The sequence below is a fragment of the Pantoea sp. XY16 genome, from assembly GCF_025153065.1.
In the GTDB taxonomy this organism is placed as follows: Bacteria; Pseudomonadota; Gammaproteobacteria; order Enterobacterales; family Enterobacteriaceae; genus Pantoea; species Pantoea alfalfae.
Genome location: NZ_JANZNP010000019.1, coordinates 1 through 16,493, shown reverse-complemented (window position 1 = coordinate 16,493; position 16,493 = coordinate 1). Strand labels below are relative to the sequence as shown.

The following is a 16,493-nucleotide window of genomic DNA, read 5'->3' as shown; positions in this document are numbered from 1 at the left end:
CGCCCGTGATCAGAAAACGCTTCATCGCCAGACACCTTTGGTGTCGACAATCCAGTTCTGCTGAACGTCGGCGGCATCAATGGCGCGGAAGGCGCGGTGATCGACCAGCATCACCAGAATATCGGCCTGGTCCAGCGCCTGCGCGCTGGAAACCAGCTCTGCTTTGTCAGCCAGAGAATCTGCAAGCTGCTCAATGTGCGGTTCAACTATCCAGGTGGTGCCGCTGTGCCATTCGGCAATCTTCTGTGCCACGCCCACCGCCGGGCTTTCGCGCAGGTCGTCGATATTGGGTTTAAAGGCCAGGCCAAAGCAGGCAATGGTGATATCACTGGCGCGCTTGCCGGTCTGCGTCAGGCAGTCCGCCAGCGCGGTTTTCACCTGGTCCAGCACCCACTGCGGCTTGGCATCATTCACCTCGCGCGCGGTGCGGATCAGGCGGGCTAATTCGGGATTCTGCGCCACGATAAACCAGGGATCGACGGCGATACAGTGACCGCCGACGCCCGGACCAGGCTGCAGAATGTTGACGCGCGGATGGCGATTCGCCAGCGCAATCAGCTCCCAGACGTTAATGCCCTGATCGGCACAAATCAGCGACAGCTCATTGGCAAAGGCGATATTCACGTCACGGAAGCTGTTTTCGGTCAGCTTGCACATCTCGGCGGTACGGGCGTTAGTTTCAACGCATTCACCTTTTAAAAATAGCCGATAAAGCTCGCTGGCGCGGACAGAACAGGCGGGGGTCATGCCGCCAATCACCCGGTCGTTGTTAATCAGCTCAACCATCACCTGACCCGGCAGTACGCGCTCCGGGCAGTAGGCGACAAAAATATCGGGCGTCTCACCGTGCTGCGGAAAGCGCAGGTCGGGACGTGCCGCAGCCAGCCAGTCGGCCATCTGTTCGGTGCTGCCCACCGGCGAGGTCGACTCCAGAATCACCAGATCGCCCTTTTTCAGAACCGGTGCAATCGACTCCGCCGCAGCTTTTACAAAGCGCAGGTCGGGCTGATGATCATCCTTGAATGGCGTCGGTACGGCGATCAGAAAAGCGTCAGCGGCTTCAGGCTGCGTGGTGGCACGCAGGTCGCCACGCGCAACAGCCGCATGCACCACCTGATCTAAATCGGGTTCCACAATGTGGATCGCGCCACGATTGATGGTTTCTACGGCGCGCGCATTGATATCCACGCCCACCACTTTTTTTCCCTTTGAGGCAAAAACGGCTGCCGTCGGCAGCCCAATGTATCCCAGTCCAATCACAGAGATGGTTTCAAAACTCATAATTCGGCTCGGTTATCTTTTAAGGCTTGTAAAATACGACCACAGGCTTTGCCATCGCCATACGGATTATGGGCATGGCTCATCGCCTGCCAGGCCTCGTCGTCGCTCAGCAATTCGCTGACGCTGGCCACGATTCTGGCAATATCCGTCCCGACCAGTTTGACGGTACCGGCATCGACGGCTTCAGGGCGCTCGGTGGTGTCGCGCATCACCAACACCGGCTTGCCCAGTGAAGGCGCTTCCTCCTGAATGCCGCCGGAATCGGTAAGGATCAGCCAGGCGCGGTTCATCAGCCAGACAAAAGGCAGGTACTCCTGCGGTTCAATCAGAATGATATTCTCAATGCCGCTGAGTATCCGGTTAACCGGCTCGCTGACATTGGGATTGAGATGTACCGGATAGACAATCTGCGCCTCGGGATGCTGGCGGGCAACCTGCGCCAGCGCGCTGCAGATACGTTCAAAACCGCCGCCAAAGCTCTCACGCCGATGTCCGGTAACCAGCACCAGTTTCTTATCCGGGTCGAGAAACGGATAGCGCGCCGCCAGCTGTGCGTTCAGATTGCTGTCGTCCAGCACCCGATCGCGCACCCACAGCAGCGCATCAATGACCGTATTACCGGTGACGACGATGCGCGCATCGGGCAGATTCTCCCGCAACAGGTTCTGACGCGAGCGGGTGGTGGGCGTGAAGTGCAGGCGGGCAAGATGGCCGGTGAGCTTACGGTTACCCTCTTCAGGCCACGGCGAGGCGAGATCGCCGGTACGCAGACCCGCCTCCACATGCCCGACGGGGATTTGCTGATAAAAAGCCGCCAGGCTCGCCGCCAGCGTCGTGGTGGTGTCACCATGCACCAGCACGATATCCGGTTTAAAGTCGAGCAGGACGGTTTTCATGCCTTCTAAAATGCGGCAGGTGATCTCGGTCAGTCCCTGTTCAGGACGCATAATATTGAGATCATAGTCCGGTTCCAGCTTGAACAGACGCAGCACCTGATCGAGCATTTCGCGATGCTGTGCGGTCACGCACAGTCGCGATTCAAAAGCGGGATCCTGCGACAGCGCCTGCACCAGCGGCGCCATTTTAATCGCTTCCGGACGAGTACCAAATACGGTCAGAACTTTCACACTGTTTCTCTCAATCATGCGTGTCTGACATCAGACGCGGACGACGTGCCAGCGCCACACCCGCGCCTGTTAATGCCCCAACGGCACCCCACATAATCATCATGAACAGACGTCGCGGACTGTCCCGTGATACCGGCTCTTCCGGCGTACGCAGATAACGGTAGGTCTGGAACTGGCTATTCAGTTTTGGCCCGGTCTGCAGCGTGGTCAGCATTGCTCTGTTCTGATCATAGCTGATATCAAACCCCGGACCGGTGGCGCGCAGGGTATCGAGCTGTCCCTGTAAAACGGGCTGGCCCAGCAGGAACAGGTCGCTGTCTGCCAGATTCTCACCCGCTTCGCGCGTCTGTTTCTCGTTGATACCCTGCTGGCTCGCAACTTTCAGCGCCTGTTCCAGCCGATGCTGCTGGCGCTGGAATACAGCGTTAGCCACATCTTCCTGACGTTTCACCTGCGCCTGCAACTGGTCGGTACGCGCCCGCCAGGCACCTTTTAACTCATCATTCAGGTGACGAGCGGCGCGCTCACTCGCATAGGCGATGTACTGACGCAGCAGATTGTTGGCGTCGCCCGCGGTTTCCGCTTTAAGTTTGACGTTATCGGGCAGGTTATGTGCCGCGTCAGCGGGCGTGAACAGGATGTTGCCAATTAAATCGTCGAGCAGCGCGGCATCGTTATGCGCATTGCCGGTTTTACGGTTCCTGTAGTAATCCGTTTGCTGCCAGAACTCCCGACGCGTATCCCAGGAGGCAAGCTGCATGGTGAACTCCTGATAAACCTGATCCATGACCGTCGGTGACGGCGCAGCCAGCGTCAGGGCATTGTTGCGCACATCCAGATTGGTCAGGAACTGCTGCTGTGCATAGTAAGAGCCCAGCATGTTCACCGTCGGGCGATCGGTGATCGCCGTGGTGCTCCAGACCTGTTTCAGCAGCAGCGTAGCCAGCCAGGCGATCAGAGCAAACAGCAGTGCCAGCCCGACAATCCAGCGTTTACCACGCCATAAACGGCAGCTCAGGCCGCGAATATCCAGTTCGTTGTCCACAACGTCAGCAGGCATGGCAGAGGTATCCTTTTTCAGCATCGGGTTCATTTATTTTTTGCTTCGCGATGATGGCTCAGACGACGCTTGATACGCCGGACGCGTCGCGCCACGCGCCACGCATGTTTCAGGCAGTAGCCATAAACCATAAAAGCGCCCAGGAACAGCAGCAGCATCACCCACTCCGGGATAAACGCCAGATATTCACCCAGTACACCGATACCGGCGAGGATGGCCGCCGCAACGGTAATCAGGACAAAGGCCTGACGCGAGGTAAAACCGGCACGCATAATCAGATGGTGGATGTGCTGACGATCAGCCGAGAACGGGCTCATGCCTTTGCGCAGGCGACGATACATAATCGCCACCATATCCATCAGCGGAATGGCTATCAGCCAAAGTGCGGTAACGGGTGTAATGGGATGGCTCAGACCCTGCGTTGTTTCCAGCAGAATCCAGATAATGGTGAAGCCGATCATGGTGCTGCCGGCATCGCCCATAAAGACTTTGAAGCGACGCCCCAGGAAGCCGAGGTTAAGCAAAATATAGGGCAGCGTGGCGGCAATCATCGCAAAACACCACATCGCCAGGCTCGTCTGGCCGTCGAAGTAGAGGATAATCCCCATTGCGGCAAAGGTGACCGAGGAGAGTCCGCCCAGCAGGCCATCGATCCCGTCTACCATATTAAAGGCGTTGATCGCAGCCCAGACGGCAAACAGCGTCAGCACATAGCCGAAGGGGCCCACGATAAGCTCGAACGGACCGACGATAAAGCCCAGGCTGAGCAGATAGAGCTTTGCGCCAAACATCATTACCAGTGCGACAATGGCCTGCACAACCGCGCGGAATTTGACGCTGATATCGAAGCGGTCATCCAGTGCACCAACCAGCACCAGAATACCGGCGCAGCCAAGATAGAGCAGCGCGTGTGGCAGATAGTAATTAGTAATGGCAAACGTAAAGCAGATACCTGCAAACACGGAAATGCCGCCCACCAACGGAATCGCGCCATGATGGCGCTTACGTGAGTTAGGCTTATCAACCAAACCAATTTTTTTAGCTGCTTTTCGAGCAAAAAAGAGGAAAGCCAGGGAAAAGAGAAAAATTAAACCAAGCTCAGTACTCATAGTGAGTAAATTCACGTTAAACGCTCTCAGCTAACATCCCGCACCACAATACGCGAAAAAGCGCGCCTGGTGCTGTGTCGGATTCCGAATTCTGCATAAAGAGACAGACGAATGGTCATAAATTCGCCATCACTACCACAGTCATTATAAATGCTCCTGTCAGTGTTCAATCCTATAGCTCACAAATGAAAAACGCCACGTCGGGACGTGGCGTAAGGTCGATTTTCTGCGCATTTGAACTAAAAAAGCCGAATCTGTGGTCCGGCCTGGCAGTATCAGATTATGAACGCTTCATCATATCGAAGAATTCATCATTGGTTTTGGTCATCGCCAGCTTGTTGATGAGGAATTCCATTGCATCGATTTCGCCCATTGGGTGAATAATTTTACGCAGGATCCACATCTTCTGCAGCTCTTCCTGAGAGGTGAGAAGCTCTTCTTTACGCGTACCAGAACGGTTGTAATCAATCGCCGGGAAGACGCGTTTTTCAGCAATTTTACGAGCGAGATGCAGTTCCATGTTACCGGTACCTTTAAACTCTTCGTAAATGACTTCATCCATCTTAGAACCGGTATCAACCAGCGCGGTCGCGATGATGGTCAGGCTTCCGCCCTCTTCCACATTACGTGCAGCACCAAAGAAACGCTTTGGACGATGCAGGGCATTGGCATCCACACCACCAGTCAGGACTTTACCTGAAGCAGGCACCACGGTGTTGTAGGCACGCGCCAGACGTGTGATGGAGTCGAGCAGGATGATGACATCTTTTTTATGCTCAACCAGACGCTTGGCCTTCTCGATCACCATTTCAGCAACCTGAACGTGGCGCGAAGCGGGCTCATCGAAGGTTGAGGCAATAACTTCGCCTTTCACCAGACGCTGCATCTCGGTCACTTCTTCCGGGCGCTCGTCAATCAGCAGCACCATCAGCACGCAATCCGGGTAGTTGTACGCCAGACTCTGCGCAATGTTCTGCAGCAGCATGGTTTTACCGGCTTTCGGCGGCGCCACGATCAGACCACGCTGACCACGACCAATCGGCGATGCCAGATCGAGTACGCGAGCGGTTAAATCTTCCGTTGAGCCATTACCCCGCTCCATACGCAGACGTTTATTTGCGTGCAGCGGCGTGAGGTTTTCGAACAGAATCTTATTACGCGCGTTTTCCGGCTTATCGTAGTTAACTTCGTTAACTTTCAGCAGCGCAAAATAACGTTCACCTTCTTTTGGTGGACGGATTTTGCCAGAGATGGTGTCACCAGTGCGGAGGTTAAAGCGGCGGATTTGGCTGGGGGAAACGTAGATATCATCAGGGCCGGCGAGGTAGGAGCTGTCTCCGGAACGGAGGAATCCAAATCCATCCTGAAGAATCTCCAGCACGCCATCACCAAAGATGTCTTCGCCGCTTTTCGCGTGCTGTTTCAGGATTGAAAAGATAATGTCCTGCTTACGCATGCGAGCCTGATTTTCCAGCCCCATATTTTCGCCGAGAGTAATCAGCTCAGCAACCGGCGTATTCTTTAATTCGGTAAGATTCATAGTGATGGGTTCTTAAACTCGGGGTAATACTCGGAATGTTTGTCGTGAGTGGTATGGCAATTAATCCATGCCGTTAATGGCTCTTTTCAGCTCTTCCCGACGATCATCGTATGAAATGGCGATCGGTATGCAGGCAGATGTCCGAATGTGATGCCAGAGTTGGAGCTAACCGTAAGATTGCTGAACCGTTCTATCTTTATAAGGTACAGGGCGACAGGGTTCAACAAGGGAAAACTTTTAGATGCAAACTACAAGGTAAGTTCGTAATGCAGTATTGGTAACTTAGCACGCCCGAAAGCGAACGTCCAGCAGCAGGAGATAAATTCACCACTGCCGGACGTTCAGCCCTGAATTACGCCAGGTTGGCGTTCAGGAACTCTTTCAGCTGGCCTTTAGACAGCGCGCCCACTTTGGTCGCGGCGACTTCGCCATTTTTAAACAGCAGCAGCGTCGGGATACCACGAATGCCATATTTCGGCGCCGTGCCTGGGTTATCATCAATATTCAGCTTAGCGATGGTCAGCTTGCCATCATACTCTTCTGCAACTTCATCAAGGATGGGCGCGATCATTTTGCAAGGACCACACCATTCAGCCCAGAAATCTACCAGTGTAACGCCGTCGGCTTTCAGCACGTCGGTGTCGAAACTGTCATCAGTCAGATGAACGATTTTATCGCTGCTCATATTTTACTCCAAAGATTATGCCTGGCGAATTGGCGTAATATATACCAATGTTGGTTGACTTTATTTCATCGGATACGCTTTCGTAAAGCGATAGTAAGCTGATATTCTACCACACTATGAGCAAAACACACTTAACTGAACAGAAGTTTTCCGACTTCGCCCTGCACCCAAAAGTGGTGGAAGCCCTTGATAGTAAAGGCTTTCAATACTGCACGCCGATTCAGGCGTTAGCTCTGCCTTTTACGCTTTCAGGGCGTGATGTTGCAGGCCAGGCGCAAACCGGTACCGGCAAAACGATGGCGTTTCTGACGTCAACGTTTCATCATCTTCTCTCACATCCTGCGGCGGAAGGTCGTCAGGTTAACCAGCCACGGGCTTTAATTCTTGCGCCGACGCGTGAACTTGCTGTGCAGATTCATGCGGATGCCGAACCCCTTACCGCCTCAACCGGCCTGAAACTGGGTCTCGCCTATGGCGGAGACGGTTATGACAAACAGCTGAAAGTGCTGGAACAGGGCGTTGATATTCTGGTGGCAACCACCGGCCGCCTGATCGATTACGCGAAGCAGAATCATGTCAACCTCGGTGCCATTCAGGTCATGGTACTGGACGAAGCCGATCGCATGTTCGATCTCGGCTTTATTAAAGATATCCGCTGGCTGTTCCGTCGCATGCCGCCTGCTACGCAGCGTCTGAGTATGCTGTTCTCGGCGACGCTCTCTTATCGCGTCCGTGAACTGGCGTTTGAGCACATGAACAGTGCTGAATATGTGGAAGTGGAACCGGAACAAAAAACCGGCCATCGCATTCAGGAAGAGCTTTTCTATCCGTCTAACGAAGAGAAAATGCGCCTGCTGCAGACCCTGCTGGAAGAAGAGTGGCCCGATCGCGCCATTATCTTCGCCAATACCAAGCACCGCTGTGAAGATATCTGGGGCCACCTGGCTGCCGATGGACACCGTGTTGGTCTGCTGACCGGCGACGTGGCTCAGAAGAAACGCCTGCGCATTCTGGATGACTTCACCAAAGGTGATGTGGATATTCTGGTCGCCACCGATGTGGCCGCTCGCGGTCTGCACATTCCGGCTGTGACGCACGTCTTTAACTACGATCTGCCAGATGACTGTGAAGATTACGTTCACCGTATTGGCCGTACCGGTCGTGCAGGCGCCAGCGGACACTCTATCAGCCTGGCCTGTGAAGAGTACGCGCTGAACCTGCCTTCAATTGAAGAGTACATTGGCCACAGCATTCCTGTCAGCAAGTACAGCAGCGAGGCGTTGTTAACCGATTTACCGCCGCCTAAACGTCTGCAACGCAGCCGTACCGGCAATGGCCAGCGTCGCGGAGGGAATAACGCCAATCGTCGCGGTGCTCCACGCAACAATAACCGCAAACGTTCAGGTTAGGCCACCATGCTCAGCGCGTCGTCACTTTATGCAGCGATCGATTTAGGGTCTAACAGCTTTCATATGTTGGTGGTGCGCGAAGTTTCTGGCAGTATTCAGACCGTCGCAAAAATTAAGCGCAAGGTTCGCCTTGCTGCCGGTCTGGATAAAAATAACCTGTTGTCAGCCGATGCGATGTCGCGTGGCTGGCAATGCCTCAGACTCTTCTCTGAACAATTGCAGGATATTCCCCCCGATCAGATTCGCGTGGTGGCGACCGCCACGCTGCGTCTGGCTGCCAATGCGCAGACCTTCCTCAACACCGCCCAGCAGATTCTCGGCTGTACCATCAACGTCATCAGCGGTGAAGAAGAGGCGCGCCTGATTTATCAGGGCGTGGCCCACACTACCGGCGGTTCCGACCAGCGCTTAGTGGTCGATATCGGCGGCGGCAGTACCGAACTGGCTACCGGCGACGGTTCACACGCATCAGTGCTGTTCAGCCTGTCGATGGGCTGTGTGACGTGGCTGGAGCGCTTCTTCAGCGATCGTCATCTGGCAAAAGAGAACTTCGACCAGGCTGAACAGGCGGCCCGTGAGATGATCCAGCCGATTGCCGCGCAACTGCGTGCGCAGGGCTGGCAGGCCTGTGTCGGGGCATCCGGCACGGTTCAGGCGCTGCAGGAGATTATGGTGGCGCAGGGTATGGATGAGCGCATCACGCTGAATAAACTGCAGCAGTTGAAGCAGCGCGCTATACAGTGCGGCAAACTGGAAGAGCTGGAAATTGAAGGACTGACGCTGGAACGGGCACTGGTGTTCCCCAGCGGCCTGTCGATCCTGATCGCTATCTTCCAGGCGCTCAGCATTGATAGCATGACGCTGGCAGGTGGTGCACTGCGGGAAGGACTGGTTTACGGCATGCTGCATCTGCCGATTGACCGCGATATCCGTACCCGCACGCTGCACAACGTTCAGCGCCGTTTCAGCATCGATGTCGAACAGGCAGACCGCGTGCGTCAGTTGGCAGAGAGCTTTTTCGGTCAGGTTTCCACGCCGTGGAAGCTGGATCAGCGCTGTCGTGAGCTGCTGCTCAGCGCCTGCGCGATCCACGAAATTGGCCTGAGCGTCGACTTCCGTCATGCGCCGCAGCACGCGGCGTATCTGGTGCGTCACCTCGACCTTCCCGGCTTCACACCGGCACAGAAGAAGCTGCTGGCCTGTTTACTGCAAAATCAGAGCGGCAGCATCGATCTGGCATTGCTGACTCAGCAAAACGCGCTGCCGCCGCGCCTGGCGGAAAGGATGTGCCGTCTGCTGCGGCTGGCGATTATTTTCTCCACCCGCCGTCGCGACGACACTCTGCCTGCAGTGCGGTTACTGGCAGACGATGATGCCCTGCATCTGACCCTGCCCGCAGGCTGGCTGGAGGCGCATCCGCTGCGCAGCGAACTGCTGGAGCAGGAAAGCCACTATCAGTCTTACGTCCACTGGTTGTTAACCCTGTCGTAATGGCACCCGCGTGAGGCGAATCTCCTTCGCCTCCTGCGAGGTTTAACTCTTCTTCGCCTTATCGAGCATTGCTCTCAACCCGGCGACCCGACTCTGCCCGGTTTTCATCCGCTCTTCCGCACTGACCACTTTGCGCTCGGTCTCCCATTGCAGATCGTCCTGGGGCAACTCCAGCAGGAAACGACTTGGTTCAGGCCGGATTAACTCGCCATACTGCCGGCGCTCGCGACACAGGGTGAAAGTCAGTTCTTTCTGCGCCCGCGTGATCCCCACGTAAGCCAGGCGACGCTCCTCTTCGATGTTGTTCTCATCGATACTGCTCTGATGCGGCAGCAGTCCCTCTTCCATGCCCACCAGGAATACATAGGGGAACTCCAGACCTTTAGAGGCATGCAGCGTCATCAATTGCACCTGATCAAGCTCTTCATCACTTTCACCGCGCTCCATCATGTCGCGCAGGGTAAAGCGCGTTACCACCTGCGCCAGCGTCATCGGCTCATCAATATCGCTGCCTTCCAGCATTTCAGTCATCCACTGAAACAGCGTATTGACGTTTTTCATCCGCATTTCGGCGGCTTTCGGGCTGCCGGAGGTTTCGAATAGCCAGCTTTCGTAGTCGATGCCGCGAATCAAATCGCGGACGGCATTCACCGGCTCACGTTCGCTCAGCTGGATAATCTCATTCAGCCAGTGGGTGAAGCGCTGCAGATGCTCCAGACCACGGCCGCTCAGCGTCTGCCCCAGACCGACATCAAAGCTGGCGTTAAACAGACTCTTGCTCCGCAGGTTGGCCCACTCACCGAGCTTCTGCAGCGTCGCCGGGCCAATCTCGCGGCGCGGCGTATTGACGATCCGCAGAAACGCGCTGTCATCCTCGGGATTGGTCAGCACACGCAGATAGGCGAGCAGATCTTTAATCTCAGGACGTGAGAAGAAGGAGGTGCCGCCAGAGATGCGATAAGGGATGCGGTTCTGCATCAGAAACTTTTCAAAGGTCCGTGACTGATGGTTACCACGATAGAGAATCGCGTAATCTTTGTACTGCGTTTTGTTGATAAAGTGATGCGCGATCAGTTCGCCAGTGACCCGCTCCGCCTCATGCTCTTCGCTGTTGGCGGTAAGCACTTTCAACTCGCTACCCTGCCCCAGCTCCGAAAAGAGGCGCTTTTCAAAGACGTGCGGATTATTGGCAATCAGGATATTTGCCGCTTTCAGTATGCGCTGCGAAGAACGGTAGTTCTGCTCCAGCTTCACCACCTCCAGCGCCGGGAAATCCTGATTCAGCAGCACCAGATTCTGCGGCCGTGCGCCGCGCCAGGAGTAGATCGACTGGTCATCATCGCCGACTACTGTGAAGCGCGCGCGTGCGCCAACCAGCAGCTTAACCAGTTCATACTGGCTGGTGTTGGTGTCCTGATACTCATCCACCAGCAGATAGCGGATACGCTGCTGCCAGCGCTCGCGCACTTCCTGATTACGCTGCAGCAGCAGCGTCGGCAGCAGGATCAGGTCATCAAAATCCAGTACGTTGCACGCCTTCAGATGCTGGCTGTAGAGGGCATAGCAGTGGGCAAAGATATTATCCTGCTGCGAGCGCGCCAGCGCGGCGGCGCCCTGCGGATCGATCAGATCATTTTTCCAGTTCGAAATGGTGGAGATGAGCTGCTGTAGCAGCGTCTTATCCTCTTCCAGCCACTCTTTGGTCAGCTCTTTTAGCAGGGCGAGCTGATCCTGATCGTCGAACAGTGAGAAGTTGGACTTCATGCCCAGCGCCGCCGTCTCGCGCTTGATGATCTCCAGTCCCAGCGTATGGAAAGTCGAGATCAGCAGGCCACGCGCCTCTTTGCGGCCCAGCGTCTGTGCCACACGCTCTTTCATTTCGCGCGAGGCTTTATTGGTAAAGGTTACTGCGGCGATATGGCGCGCCTGATAGCCGCATTCACGAATCAGATGGGCGATTTTGTTGGTAATCACGCGGGTTTTGCCTGATCCCGCGCCCGCCAGCACCAGACAGGGACCGGTAACAAATTCGACGGCACGTTGTTGGCTGGGGTTTAAACGCATAAAAGAAATCGCCTGATTGAATCAAAAGAAAGGGGTTTATACTGGGCGGCAATTATACACAAGCGAGATACCAACATGGCGAAAACCGCGGCGGCTTTACACATCCTGGTCAAAGAGGAAGCGCTGGCAAAAGAGATTCTGGCGAAACTGGCGAAAGGCGGCAATTTCCAGGAGCTGGCAAAGAAGCACTCTACCTGTCCTTCCGGCCGGAAGGGGGGCGATCTGGGCGAGTTCCGTCAGGGACAGATGGTGCCGGCCTTTGATAAAGCGGTCTTTACCTGCCCGCTGCTGACGCCTTACGGGCCGGTAAAGACCGGCTTTGGTTATCACATTATCAAAGTGCTCTACCGCAACTAGTTACTTCTTCTGCTTCATCTGCTGCAGGACGGTGCTGCACTGATTGTCTTCGTTATCGCTTGGCGAGATCATGGCCAGCAGCGCCGCTGCCGGGCCGACGACCGCACCCAGTGCCACAGCAGCGGCACCGCGGGCCAGCAATGGCCCTGCTTTCACGCCTGCATCAGGATTTTTAAAGGTACCGCGCACGTAGAGCGGGGAGCGCAGCGTCACGATGCGGATGCCCTTACTCTCCGGATTCACCGACAGATCCAGTCTCTCACTGGCGAAGTTGGCGTTGCCTGACACATTGATAATCGCGTTCTCGGTATCAAATACAAACAGGTTCGGGGTCGCCACACCATTCTGCAGTCTGAGATCGGTCGCGGCGCAGTTGATACGCACCTGGTCATCGCCAAACAGCTTGCCCACCACGTAGTTACCGACGTTGAGTCCGGCAATCTCCATCAGGCTGCGACTGATCAGCCCATCATTCATCAGCAGCTTAAGCTGACCATTGCTGGTCGCCAGCAGATCGGCCACTGAGTTACCGGTGCCGGTAAAGCTGGCATCGCCATTGAGCTGACCACGGCTGTTCTTCATTGCGTCCACCGTCGGGAAGAGCTGACGCAGCTGCAGCTTACGTACATGAAGGTCAACCCGACCACGCATCGGCGAGCGATCGCCCTCCAGTCGGATGGTGCTGTTGAGACTGCCACCTGCCACACCAAAGCGCAGCGGATCCAGCAGCAGATCGCCGCTTTTCAGCTGTAAGTGGGTGTAGAGATCGCTTAACGGCAGTGAATTACTGTGTTCGATTCGTTTGCCGCTGAACTTCACATCGGCATCCATCACGTCCCAGTTTTTGGTCTCAAATTTATCGTGCGGCAGCACGCGGTCGGCGGGTTGATTCGATTTCTCACCGCGACGGGCTTTGGCCTGTGCGGTTTTTTCACTGCCTTTGCCAGAGTTCACGCCAATCAGCGGCCCCAGATCGGCCATGCGCAGTTGCTCCGAGGTCAGTTCACCGGTCAACGTTGGACGGGGTTTGCCCTGCGTGTAAATCAGGGAGCCATGAATATCGCTGTCGCCAATGTGTCCGTTGAATTTCTCATAACGGTAGACCGCACCTTTTTCGCCATTGAATTTAGCAATCAGATGGCCGTCAGTTTCATAAGGCGGTGTGTCAGGCAACAGGACGCCGGTCAGGCCGTAGAGATTCGCCAGCGTATCGCCCGAGAAGCGCAGTCGCACATTCAGCCCGCCGAGGTTCATTGGATCCTGCAGACCACCGGTAACCTGCACGCGCGTGGAGCCATTGCGCACATCGGCCTGAATCGGGAACGGGGTGTTCTGGCTGCGCAGCGACAGCATGCCGCCGATTTTGCCGTCGCCACTGAGATTCTCGTTGTTGTAGGTGCCACTGGCCTTCCAGCCAAAGACAAAGTTGCCCGCGCCCTTCTGCTGGTCGTTGCCGCCGGCGATCTGCGCGTAAGGCACCGGTTTGCCTAGCGGATTGACCTGCACCGTCACATCTGCACGGTTAACGGCATCGCGATAACGAATCTGGCCCTGATCGAACAGAATATTATCCAGACGGAAGGACCAGGCCGATGGCGCGGCATTCTTCTCATCTTTGTCGCTTTCGGCCAGCGTAAAGGTCCAGTTGTTCTTTTTATCTGCAGTCTGGATCAATCGGGCATCGGGCCGCTGCAGCTTAATCCATGGAATGAACAGCTCCTTATGCAGCAACGACAGCGGTGACAGCGTGGCATCCACACGTTGCAGATGCACCATGGTGACGTCAGAAATATCTGGCGGATTGCCCAGCATAATATCTTCCGCATGCACCTGCGGCCATGGCACCCAGCGCCGCCAGCCTGCCTCGTCGCGATTTCTCGCCCAGTCGATACCCAAATCTCCCCGTATCGCAAAGGGGCGATTTAATTCGGTAGAGACTTTCTGATTGATGGTGGGTTTCAGGCGATTCCAGTCAAAGGTGGCGATGACGACGATAATCACCACGATTAATAACACCAGAATTCCTGCTACCCAGCTGACTATTTTCCCGGTACGCGACATTACGCTTTCTCCTTGCACATTCACGGTCTGCGTTAAAGATAGTCGAGACGGCGAGCAACGGCATCAGGGAAGCTGGATAGTGAGATGATTCAGTTCAGAAAATGGGACAGGTCGCGAAAAGTAGTAGCCCTGGGCCGCGATAGCGGGGGATGCTTTAACCTGCTGCCACTGCGCTTCCGTCTCCACGCCTTCAACAATGACGCCGTTGCAGTAGCGATTGATCAGCGCCAGCAGCATCGAAAACAGGCTGCGCCCTTCATTGGTGGTGCCCAGCATAGTAAAAAGGTCGCGCGACAGCTTGATGTAATCATATTTCAGTTCGGTCAGCGCCGAGAAATTCGCCATACCCGAACCGAAGTCATCCAGCCACAGCGGCCCCAGTTCAGGTATTTTCGCTACTTTCTCCTCCTGCGGCAGCGCCTGGTGCTCGGTGAGTTCAAAGCGTATCCATGGCAGGCTGGCAATGAGGCGACGAATAGCGGGTCGGTGCTGAATGGCCAGCAGTGAGGGACCGTCTATGTTGACCGAGGCGACCACATCATTGTGTTCGAAAAATGCAGTCCATTCTGCGAGGAGCTCGAGCTGCTCATACACTACGTTCAGGCGCTGAGCGATATCGAGTCCGGCAAACCAGGCTTCAGGCGAGAGATTCCTTTCCGGCGCCATGGGATGATAAACGGCGGTCAGCAGTTCAATCGCCAGTAACCGACCTGTTACCCGATAAATCGGCTGAAACCGATAGCGTCGATGACATTGTTGCCAGAAGAGCGGCGTTTCCGTGTGGAGATTAAGGTCGGTTGAAGACGGCAGCCATTGGCTAATATTCTCCATCACCATGCTATTTTCCTGGTTGGTAATACGTCCCCAAAACGGGAGACTCAAGCGATTATCGTAAATGCCTGTGATAATGAGATGAATGGGGCGGCCGTATGAAAACGGAGAGTTTACCAGCCGTTTCGTTAGCATAATCGGTAAAACAGGCCGAAATTAGCCGCTCTTATCGCCCGGATCGCGGCTTTTCTGCGCCTTAAGTTAAATTAAAACACCGTTTTAAAACCATTGACGTCTGCCATACCAGACGCGAGACTAAGGCGATATTTCACTACAGGTCTGAAACCATGACGCAGAAGAAAATTGCCATTATCGGCGAATGCATGATTGAGCTGTCCGAAAAGGGTGAGAACATTAAGCGAGGCTTTGGCGGCGATACCCTTAACACGGCGGTGTATCTCGCCCGCCAGGTTGATGAGCCGCAGTTGCGGGTCGATTATGTCACCGCGCTGGGGACGGATTCGTTCAGCGATCAGATGATCGCAGCCTGGCAGCAGGAGAAGGTGAATACGGACCTGATTCAGCGCCTCGATAATAAGATGCCGGGCCTGTATGTGATTGAAACCGATGCCGACGGCGAGCGTACGTTCTGGTACTGGCGCAGCGATGCTGCCGCGCGTTACTGGCTCGACAGCCCGCAATCCGCAGAGATAGCCGAACAGCTGTCGCACTACGATTATCTCTACCTCAGCGGCATCAGTCTGGCGATTCTGCCGCCGGCAAGTCGTGAGAAGCTGATGGCGCTGCTGGCCCGCTGCCAGGCGAATGGCGGCAGGGTGATTTTCGATAACAACTACCGCCCGCGTTTATGGGCCGACCGCGCCAGCGCGCAGGCTGCATATCGCGCCATGCTGAACTGTACCGATATCGCTTTCCTGACGCTGGATGATGAACATCTGCTGTGGGGCGAGCAGCCGCTCGATGACGTTATTTCGCGTACCCGTCAGGCCGGTGCCAGCGAAATCGTCATTAAGCGGGGTGCAGAGTCATGTCTGGTCGCTATCGGCGATGCGCCGCTGATTGAGGTGCCTGCGGTACGTCTGGCGAAAGAGAGAGTAATCGATACGACGGCCGCTGGCGATTCATTCAGTGCCGGGTATCTGGCGCGCCGTCTGACGGGCGCTTCTGCAGAGGCCGCCGCGCAGCGCGGACACCTGACCGCCAGCACCGTGATTCAGCATCGCGGTGCGATTATTCCGGCAGCGGCGATGCCAGAGTGATGCTGTAGCAGTTAGCGTCGTGAAGATCTATCTGCGAATATAGATGACGGAAAATGCGCCCTTGGGCGCATTTTTTTGCGCTGCTGGTTATGTCTGGCTGAGTCGCGGTGAGAAGGAGCCTGCACAGGAAACCGGGTCAGATCGGAAAGACGCAAAAAATGTCATCCCTGACACGTTCGGTCCGCGCGATTACGCACCTCATCCCTGAGGTGCGCCCGTTGCCGGGCCAACGCGTTGCGTTGTTCAAAAACGCTCCCG

General features: G+C 55.5%; 13 protein-coding genes. 4 read left to right on the top strand and 9 right to left on the bottom strand.

What is annotated here, in order from left to right:
- Positions 1 to 21: 21 nt before the first annotated feature.
- The 6 genes from wecC to trxA all read right to left on the bottom strand — a co-directional run bounded on the left by wecC (position 22) and on the right by trxA (position 6,802).
- The gene (wecC, locus tag N1689_RS21155; RefSeq protein ID WP_222924761.1) at positions 22 to 1,281 is read right to left on the bottom strand and encodes a UDP-N-acetyl-D-mannosamine dehydrogenase; all 1,260 of its coding nucleotides are present in this window, start codon (positions 1,279 to 1,281) and stop codon (positions 22 to 24) included.
- Positions 1,278 to 2,408 (bottom strand): non-hydrolyzing UDP-N-acetylglucosamine 2-epimerase, encoded by a 1,131-nt coding sequence (gene wecB, locus N1689_RS21150; protein WP_161733877.1) that lies wholly within the window; start codon positions 2,406 to 2,408, stop codon positions 1,278 to 1,280. The genes wecC and wecB overlap by 4 nt, the downstream gene beginning before the upstream one ends.
- A gap of 10 nt (positions 2,409 to 2,418) precedes the next feature.
- Positions 2,419 to 3,492 carry an ECA polysaccharide chain length modulation protein gene (gene wzzE / locus N1689_RS21145; protein ID WP_256497782.1) on the bottom strand — a complete coding sequence of 358 codons (1,074 nt, stop codon included), beginning with the start codon at positions 3,490 to 3,492 and terminating at the stop codon, positions 2,419 to 2,421.
- Between the two features lie 5 nt (positions 3,493 to 3,497).
- Positions 3,498 to 4,577, bottom strand: a complete 1,080-nt coding sequence (wecA, locus tag N1689_RS21140) for a UDP-N-acetylglucosamine--undecaprenyl-phosphate N-acetylglucosaminephosphotransferase (protein WP_161733875.1) — start codon at positions 4,575 to 4,577, stop codon at positions 3,498 to 3,500.
- 280 nt (positions 4,578 to 4,857) lie between these two features.
- The gene (gene rho, locus N1689_RS21135; RefSeq protein WP_003851960.1) at positions 4,858 to 6,117 is read right to left on the bottom strand and encodes a transcription termination factor Rho; all 1,260 of its coding nucleotides are present in this window, start codon (positions 6,115 to 6,117) and stop codon (positions 4,858 to 4,860) included.
- Positions 6,118 to 6,469: 352 nt separating this feature from the next.
- The gene (gene trxA / locus N1689_RS21130) at positions 6,470 to 6,802 is read right to left on the bottom strand and encodes a thioredoxin TrxA (protein ID WP_003851963.1); all 333 of its coding nucleotides are present in this window, start codon (positions 6,800 to 6,802) and stop codon (positions 6,470 to 6,472) included.
- Positions 6,803 to 6,918: 116 nt separating this feature from the next.
- On the opposite strand from trxA, the gene rhlB reads away from it, so the two are divergent.
- Positions 6,919 to 8,211: an ATP-dependent RNA helicase RhlB gene (gene rhlB / locus N1689_RS21125; RefSeq protein WP_150013289.1), complete on the top strand. Its 1,293-nt coding sequence runs from the start codon at positions 6,919 to 6,921 to the stop codon at positions 8,209 to 8,211.
- 6 nt (positions 8,212 to 8,217) lie between these two features.
- Positions 8,218 to 9,702: a guanosine-5'-triphosphate,3'-diphosphate diphosphatase gene (gene gppA, locus N1689_RS21120; protein ID WP_161733873.1), complete on the top strand. Its 1,485-nt coding sequence runs from the start codon at positions 8,218 to 8,220 to the stop codon at positions 9,700 to 9,702.
- A 42-nt stretch (positions 9,703 to 9,744) separates the two neighbouring features.
- Here gppA and rep read toward each other — a convergent pair whose 3' ends face one another.
- Positions 9,745 to 11,766 (bottom strand): DNA helicase Rep, encoded by a 2,022-nt coding sequence (rep, locus tag N1689_RS21115; RefSeq protein WP_161733871.1) that lies wholly within the window; start codon positions 11,764 to 11,766, stop codon positions 9,745 to 9,747.
- Positions 11,767 to 11,841: 75 nt separating this feature from the next.
- Between rep and ppiC the strand changes: the two genes are divergently transcribed.
- Entirely contained in the window at positions 11,842 to 12,123 is a 282-nt protein-coding gene (gene ppiC / locus N1689_RS21110; protein WP_008926423.1) for a peptidylprolyl isomerase PpiC, read from the top strand.
- On the opposite strand, the gene N1689_RS21105 is transcribed toward ppiC, so the two are convergent.
- Positions 12,124 to 14,184: an AsmA family protein gene (locus N1689_RS21105; protein WP_260060148.1), complete on the bottom strand. Its 2,061-nt coding sequence runs from the start codon at positions 14,182 to 14,184 to the stop codon at positions 12,124 to 12,126.
- A 63-nt stretch (positions 14,185 to 14,247) separates the two neighbouring features.
- Positions 14,248 to 15,021, bottom strand: a complete 774-nt coding sequence (gene pdeH, locus N1689_RS21100; protein ID WP_161733867.1) for a cyclic-guanylate-specific phosphodiesterase — start codon at positions 15,019 to 15,021, stop codon at positions 14,248 to 14,250.
- A gap of 281 nt (positions 15,022 to 15,302) precedes the next feature.
- Here pdeH and N1689_RS21095 point away from each other — a divergent pair, with 281 nt between their 5' ends.
- Entirely contained in the window at positions 15,303 to 16,235 is a 933-nt protein-coding gene (locus tag N1689_RS21095) for a sugar kinase (protein WP_222924763.1), read from the top strand.
- Positions 16,236 to 16,493 lie beyond the last annotated feature (258 nt).

Bases quoted from the DNA above. Each gene is read 5' to 3' on its own strand.
- wecC (WP_222924761.1), bottom strand. From the start codon at position 1,281: ATGAGTTTTGAAACCATCTCTGTGATTGGACTGGGATACATTGGGCTG.
- pdeH (WP_161733867.1), bottom strand. From the start codon at position 15,021: ATGGTGATGGAGAATATTAGCCAATGGCTGCCGTCTTCAACCGACCTT.
- N1689_RS21095 (WP_222924763.1), top strand. From the start codon at position 15,303: ATGACGCAGAAGAAAATTGCCATTATCGGCGAATGCATGATTGAGCTG.
- rho (WP_003851960.1), bottom strand. From the start codon at position 6,117: ATGAATCTTACCGAATTAAAGAATACGCCGGTTGCTGAGCTGATTACT.
- ppiC (WP_008926423.1), top strand. From the start codon at position 11,842: ATGGCGAAAACCGCGGCGGCTTTACACATCCTGGTCAAAGAGGAAGCG.
- trxA (WP_003851963.1), bottom strand. From the start codon at position 6,802: ATGAGCAGCGATAAAATCGTTCATCTGACTGATGACAGTTTCGACACC.
- wecA (WP_161733875.1), bottom strand. From the start codon at position 4,577: ATGAGTACTGAGCTTGGTTTAATTTTTCTCTTTTCCCTGGCTTTCCTC.
- rhlB (WP_150013289.1), top strand. From the start codon at position 6,919: ATGAGCAAAACACACTTAACTGAACAGAAGTTTTCCGACTTCGCCCTG.
- rep (WP_161733871.1), bottom strand. From the start codon at position 11,766: ATGCGTTTAAACCCCAGCCAACAACGTGCCGTCGAATTTGTTACCGGT.
- N1689_RS21105 (WP_260060148.1), bottom strand. From the start codon at position 14,184: ATGTCGCGTACCGGGAAAATAGTCAGCTGGGTAGCAGGAATTCTGGTG.
- wzzE (WP_256497782.1), bottom strand. From the start codon at position 3,492: ATGCTGAAAAAGGATACCTCTGCCATGCCTGCTGACGTTGTGGACAAC.
- gppA (WP_161733873.1), top strand. From the start codon at position 8,218: ATGCTCAGCGCGTCGTCACTTTATGCAGCGATCGATTTAGGGTCTAAC.